The organism is Arenimonas sp. (assembly GCF_019459675.1).
Taxonomy (GTDB): domain Bacteria; phylum Pseudomonadota; class Gammaproteobacteria; order Xanthomonadales; family Xanthomonadaceae; genus Arenimonas.
This window is the reverse complement of record NZ_JAIBFH010000014.1, coordinates 1-6,192: the sequence shown is the minus strand read 5'-3', so window position 1 is coordinate 6,192 and position 6,192 is coordinate 1. Positions and strand designations below refer to the sequence as shown.

Here is a 6,192-nt window from a genome sequence, read left to right as displayed (position 1 = left end):
GCCGCCGCTGTCCAGGCGCCGGAACTCCTCGAAGATCACCGTCTGGTCGGCGGGGTCGATGCCTAGGCCCGTGTCCCACACTTCGATGGCCAGCGCATCGCCGCGGCGGCGGCAGCCCCCCACGATGCGGCCGCGCGCCGTGTAGCGAACGGCATTGCCCAGGAAATTCTGCAGCACGCGCCGCAGCAGCTGCGGATCGGTGAAAACCCAGGCCGAGCTGGGCATGCAGTCCAGCGGCAGGCCCTTTTGTGCGGCCAGCACGCGGAACTCGGCGACCAGCGGCTGCAGCAGGTCGTTGATGCGCAGCACCTGCCGCTTGGGCTCCATGCCGCCCGCATCCAGCCGCGAAATATCCAGCAGCCCCGACAGCAGCGATTCCGCCGACCCCAGCGCACCGTCGATGTTGGCCAGGGCCTCGCGGTGCGGCGGCAGCGACAGCTGCGGGGCCAGTGCGTGCACGAACAGATGCGCCGCGTTGAGCGGCTGCGCCAGGTCATGGCTTACCGCCGCCAGGAAGCGGGTCTTGGCGCGGTTGGCGCGCTCGGCCTCGGCCTTGGCGCCGGCCAGCTCGGCGGTGCGATCCACCACGCGCTGTTCCAGGGTTTCAGCCACCACTTTGAGCTCGGACTCGCTGCGCCGGAAGTCGGTGACGTCGGTGAAGGTGGCCACGAAGCCGCCGCCGGGCATCGGGTTGCCGCGGATTTCCACCACCATTTCACCGAAGCGGCGCTCGGCGACGTAGGGCGTGCCGGCCTGCATGTGCTGCAGCCGCTTCGCCACCCCGCTGGCCACCGCGCCGGTGTCGGCATGGCCGCGCCGCAGGTTGTGCTCCACCAGGCGCGCCACCGGCACGCCCACCTGCAGCAGCGCCGGCGGGTAATCGAAGAACTGGGCGTAGCGCCGGTTCCAGGCCACCAGACGCAGCTCCGCATCCACCACGCTGATGCCCTGGGTCATGTTTTCCAGCGCCGCTTCCAGCACCCGCTGGTTGAAGCGCAGCGCCTGCGAGGCTTCGCCGACGATGGTGGCCACCGTGTCGAGGTCTCGGCCCTGTTCACGCCGTGCGGCCTCCAGCAGCAGGCGTGCCGACGCCGCGCCCAGCACCGCCGCCAGTTCGCGCTCGATGCGCTGCTGCAGGTCGGCGGGCACGGCCCCTTCGGCGGGCGCGCCGGCCAGGACTTCGTCCACTTTCTGCCGCGACAGGAAGCGCGTGGCCACTTCGCGCAACCCGCGGCCCGACAGCGTGGCGCCGCCACGTTCGGGCGAGGCGTCCAGGCGCGAAGCCAGCATCCACGTCACCAGCGCGCCGGCGCCCAGGCTCAGCAGCGTGGCGCGTCCCAGCCGGCTCCATTCACCCAGGCCGAACATGCCTTCGGGCGACAGCCAGGCCAGGCCCCAGGGCCCGCGCGTGAGCCACGCGCCGGACAAACCGCCGGCCTCGGCCAGGGCCGGCACCAGCAGCACCCAGCTCCATACCGCCACGGCGGCCAGTACGCCCACCAGCACGGCGCGCGCGGGCGTCTGCGGCCGCCACACCGCGTAGGCCACCGCCGGCGCCAGCGTGGCCAGGCCCGAGAACGACAGCGCGCCGATGTCGGCCAAGGCATCGCTGCCGGCGATGGCGCGGCTGTACAGCCAGGCCAGCAGCACCACCGCCAGGATGCCGATGCGCCGCTGCATCAGCACCGCGCCGCGCAGGTCCACGCCCTTGCCGCTGCCCGGCGCCCACGAGCCGCGTACCAGCAGCGGCGCCAGCCAGTGGTTGCCGATCATCACGCTCAGCGCCAGCGTCGACAGGATCACCATGCCCGTGGCCGCGCTCAGGCCGCCCAGGAAGGCCAGCAGCGCCAGCGCCTCGTGGCCCGAGGCCAGCGGCAGCGCCAACAGGTAAAGGTCGGCCGGCACGCCCATCGGCGCCAGCTGCGCGTCGCCGGCGCGCGCCAGCGGCAGGATGGGCAGCGCGATCAGCAGCATGTACAGCGGGAACAGCCAGCGCGCCGTGCGCAGCTGGCGTTCGTCGCGACACTCCACCACGCCCACGTGGAACTGGTGGGGCAGCGTGAACATCGCCAGCGCGCCCAGCAGCACCAGCGCCGGGAAGCCCGACGCCCCGTCCGGCGGCGGAGGAACCCGCGGCACGTCGGGCAGGTCCAGGCCAAACCAGACGAACGCGCCCAGCGCCAGCATCGCGCCCAGCTTGAGCAGCGACTCCACCGCCATCGCCAGCACCAGCCCGCGGTTGTGTTCGGCCGCCGACGCGCGCCGCGTGCCGAACAGCATCGCGAACAGCGCCATCGCCAGCGCCACGTACAGCGCGCTGTCCTGCCACGGCGGCGGCGACAGTTCGGACGCGCGCGTGAGCATGCCGTAACTCATCGCCACCGCCTTGAGCTGCAGCGCAATGTAGGGAACGATGCCGATCACCGCGACGAAGGTCACCACCGCCGCCAGCCACGAATTCTTGCCCAGCCGCGTTGCGATCAGGTCGGCCAGCGACGTGGAGTTGTGTTCGCGCGCCAGGCGCACCAGCTTGAGCAGGAAACCGAAGCCCAGAACGTACAGCAGGATCGTGCCGATGAACGTGGGCGGGACAGGCCAGCCCGAGCGCTGCGCCTGGGTGACCGTGCCGTAGAAGGTCCATGACGTGCAGTAGACCGCCAGCGACAGGCTGTAAACCGCCGGCCACTGCCGCGCCAGCAGCCCCGGCCGGCGCTCGGCCCACAGCGCCGTGCCGAACAGCAGGCCCAGCCAGAGCAGGCCCGCGCCGATGACCAGGGTGTCGGTCAGCATCGGGACCGGTCCCGGCTTATCTCACGGCGGCGGACGGTGCCTCCAGCGGCGCGCCGAGGGCGGCCATGGCCGCGGCCAGCCAGCGCTGCTGCAAGCCGCGCCGGGTGTCGTAGTCCGGTCCCGAATAGCCCCACCAGTCCCAGCATGCTTTTGGATTCAACGGCAGATAGCTTGATCGGGTTTGAGGATACAGCACGGCCACGCGGTGCACGTCGGCCCAGCGGTTGAAGCCCGCGTCGCGCGCGAAGACTTCACCGATGGCGTCGGCGTTCTGCTGGCAGCCGTGGAATACCACCAGCACGCCGCAGCTTTCCCCGGCCGCACAGGCCCTGGGCAGGTACAGCCAGCCGCTGTCCGCCAGCAGCGCGTCTTCGCCGTCGGGCAGCAGGGCGTCCTGGTCGAAGGCGCGCAGTTCTCCGCTCGCCTCGCCCACGGCGCCGGCCGGATCGCCGAACAGCCAGGCCATGGCGTCGCCCGCGGCATCGAAGCCACAGGCGCCCAGGTAAGGGCTGCCGCCGACAATGCAGTCCACGCCCCGATCGATGGTCGGCATCACGTGGCCGAAGTCGCGCCCACCGTCCCAGCGCAGCGCGATGCCGCCGGCTTCTTCCGAAAGCGCCGCATACAGCGACTCGCCGGCGCGGCTCACCGATGCTGAAACCGTGGCATCGCGCCGGCCGTGCAGCACGTAAACCCGATCGCCCGCCAGCCCCGACAGGGGAGCCACGAAGCCGCCCGCGGCACGATCGCGCACCCTGCCCGCAAGGCGCGCGGCATCGGGCTGCCCGGTCATGCACAGCCCGAGCGCGACGTCGAGCGAACCGCCGGCGCAGGCATAGGGTCCGCCCGCCAGCAGCGCCGCGCCGCGCAGTCGATCCGACCACGACACGTGCGTCTGGGTGGCCATGTAGGCGCCGGAGGAAAGTCCGGCCACGGCTATGCGGTCGGGATCCACCTGCAGGCGCGGCAACGGCGCAGGCGCTTCACCGGCGCAGGCCACCACGGCCAGCGCCAGCGCGACGGCCGTAAAAACACGGGCCGCTTGCGCGGCCCGTTGGGAAAATTCCCGGGGAACTGTGCTCATCAGAACTCGTAGCGGGCCGTCAGGCTGTACTGGCGCGGCGGGCCGTAGAACCCGGTGACCACGCCCAGCGCGGCGTTGAGGTTGTAGCCGGTGGTGCGGTACTCCTCGTCGGCCAGGTTGGTGCCCTGCAGCGAGAACGACCAGGCTCCGCCGGTGTTCCAGATCACGCCGGCATTGAGCAGGCCATAGGCTTCCTGCGTGATCGGCAGCGCACCCGTGCGGACGATCTCGGTGGTGGCGACCACGTCGTCCTGGTAGCTGTAGCCGACGCGGGCAGAGAGGTTGCCGCCGTTGGCCAGGTCGGTGCGGTATTCGACGTTGATCGCGCCCGAGAACTCGGGGGCGTTGGTGAACTCCTGCTCGTCGGCGATGTTCTGGCCCAGGTAGATGAACTCGTCGTACTTGGCGTCGAGGAAGGCGACGTTGCCGCTGACCAGCCAGTTGCGGGTCGGCAGCCACTGGTACTCGACCTCCAGGCCGTTCACGGTGCCGGAGCCGGCGTTGGTGAAGTCGCCGAAGAACGAGTCAAGAGAGCCGTTGCCGTCGCTGTCGAAAGACGTGAACACCGACAGCTGGATGTCCTCGTACTTGTTGTGGAAGGCCGACACGTTCAGGAACAGGCGCTGGTCGAGGAACGACATCTTGGCGCCGGCCTCGAAGCTGTCCACCACCTCGTCGTCGAACGGCTCGGCCGAGCGCGGCACGGCTGTTGCCTGGGCACGGATGTTGTAGCCGCCGGACTTGAAGCCGCGGGTGGCCAGGCCGTAAATCAGGATGTCGTCGTTGAGCTGGTAGCCCAGCGAGACCTTCGGCGCGACGTTGGTGAAGTTGATGGTCTTGTCGAAATCGGCCACCGTGTTGGTGGGGACCGTGTAAGTGCCGTTGGTGTAGCCGCGGTTGAGCACGTCGGCGCGCTTGTCCTCGTCGGTGAAGCGGATGCCCACGTCGACGTTGAACTGCTCGGTGACGTCGAAGCTCCAGTCGCCGTAAGCCGCGATGGAGTCGGTGTAGACGGTGCCCTGGGTGTCGCCGAACAGGAAGCCGAAGAAGTTGTTGCGGACCTGGCCACCGGCCTCGCCATTGAACTTGTAGATGCCCAGCACGCCGCGGTGGCGGCCACCGGCGTCGTAGTTGAGCTGCAGTTCGTTGCTCACCTGCTGGTCGCGGTAGAACGCCTTGACGTCGGCGATCGGCTGCGGCGTGGTGTCGAAGTCGATGTTGGTTTCGGTGTCGGACTCGCGCTTGGCGGTGACGAACTTCGTGGTCCAGCTGTCGTTGATGCGCCAGTTGGCAGTGGCCGAGATGCCCTTGAGCGTGGTGTCGTTGATGTTGGGCATGCCGTTGCGGACGTCGTAGCGGTCGTCCATCGGCTGGTAGATCGGCGTGAAGCGGTTGGGCGACAGCATCTTGGCGCCACGCACGCCGGACTGGTCTTCCATCCAGTCGAAGGCGAACTGGAAGTTCAGGTCCTCGGTGACATAGGCGCCCAGCTGGCCGCGCATCGCCAGGATTTCCTTGTCGCTGACGTCCTGCTTGGTGAGGGTGTTCTCGCCGAAGCCGTCGCGGCTCAGGCTGGCCACGGCGAGGCGGCCGCGCAGCGCGTCGCGCTCGTCGAACGAACCGCCGATGGCGGCCTTGACGTCAAGCTGGCCGTAGTTGCCCACGGTGACCGAAGCGTTGCCCGAAGTTTCGGTCGGCAGGCCGCGCGAGATGTACTTGATGGCGCCGCCGACGGTGTTCTTGCCGTACAGCGTGCCCTGGGGGCCGCGCAGCACTTCAATCCGCTCGACATCGAACACGTCCAGCAGCGCACCCTGCGGGCGGGCGATGTACACGTCGTCCAGGTAGATGCCCACGCCCGGGTCCACGCCCCACAGTGGGTCGGACTGGCCGACGCCGCGGATGTAGGCGGTGACGGTGCTGCTGGAGCCGCGCGCGGCGTAGATGGTGAGGTTGGGCACCTGGGCGTCGAGGTCGCTGATGTCGCGGATGTTGAGCTTGTCGAGCGTTTCGGCGGTGAACGCCGTCACGGCGACCGGGACCTCCTGCAGGGTCTCTTCGCGCTTGCGGGCGGTGACCTGCACGGCGTCGAGCGTCACCTCGTCGCTGGCGGGCGCCGTCGTGGCGGCATCCTGCGCGTGCGCCTGCACGGCGGCCAGGGAGAGGGTGAGGCCGATGGCCAGGCTGAGGTGGTTGCGCTTCATGTGGTCCCCTTGCGACGCGTGTGGATGGCCGGACGGCCGCTTGCCACGCAGACTATGACGGCGTCTGTGCGGCGGGGCCCCCGACGAATGGGTAAGGGGGGCCCCCCCCCCCGA

The 6,192-nt window shown here is 69.8% G+C and carries 3 protein-coding genes; all 3 read right to left on the bottom strand.

Annotation, left to right across the window (positions count from 1 at the left end; genetic code table 11):
• On the bottom strand, positions 1-2,790 hold a 2,790-nt coding region (locus K0M70_RS00600), incomplete at its 3' end, for a PAS-domain containing protein (RefSeq protein ID WP_290777891.1).
• Positions 2,791-2,806: 16 nt separating this feature from the next.
• A complete protein-coding gene (locus K0M70_RS00595) occupies positions 2,807-3,874 on the bottom strand; it encodes a PHB depolymerase family esterase (protein ID WP_290777889.1) in 1,068 nt (355 codons plus the stop codon).
• Entirely contained in the window at positions 3,874-6,078 is a 2,205-nt protein-coding gene (locus K0M70_RS00590; RefSeq protein ID WP_290777885.1) for a TonB-dependent receptor, read from the bottom strand. The genes K0M70_RS00595 and K0M70_RS00590 overlap by 1 nt, the downstream gene beginning before the upstream one ends.
• Positions 6,079-6,192: the final 114 nt, after the last annotated feature.

What these genes read in the sequence shown, in the direction of transcription:
- K0M70_RS00595 (WP_290777889.1), bottom strand. Translation starts at nt 3,874, where the DNA reads ATGAGCACAGTTCCCCGGGAATTTTCCCAACGGGCCGCGCAAGCGGCC.
- K0M70_RS00590 (WP_290777885.1), bottom strand. Translation starts at nt 6,078, where the DNA reads ATGAAGCGCAACCACCTCAGCCTGGCCATCGGCCTCACCCTCTCCCTG.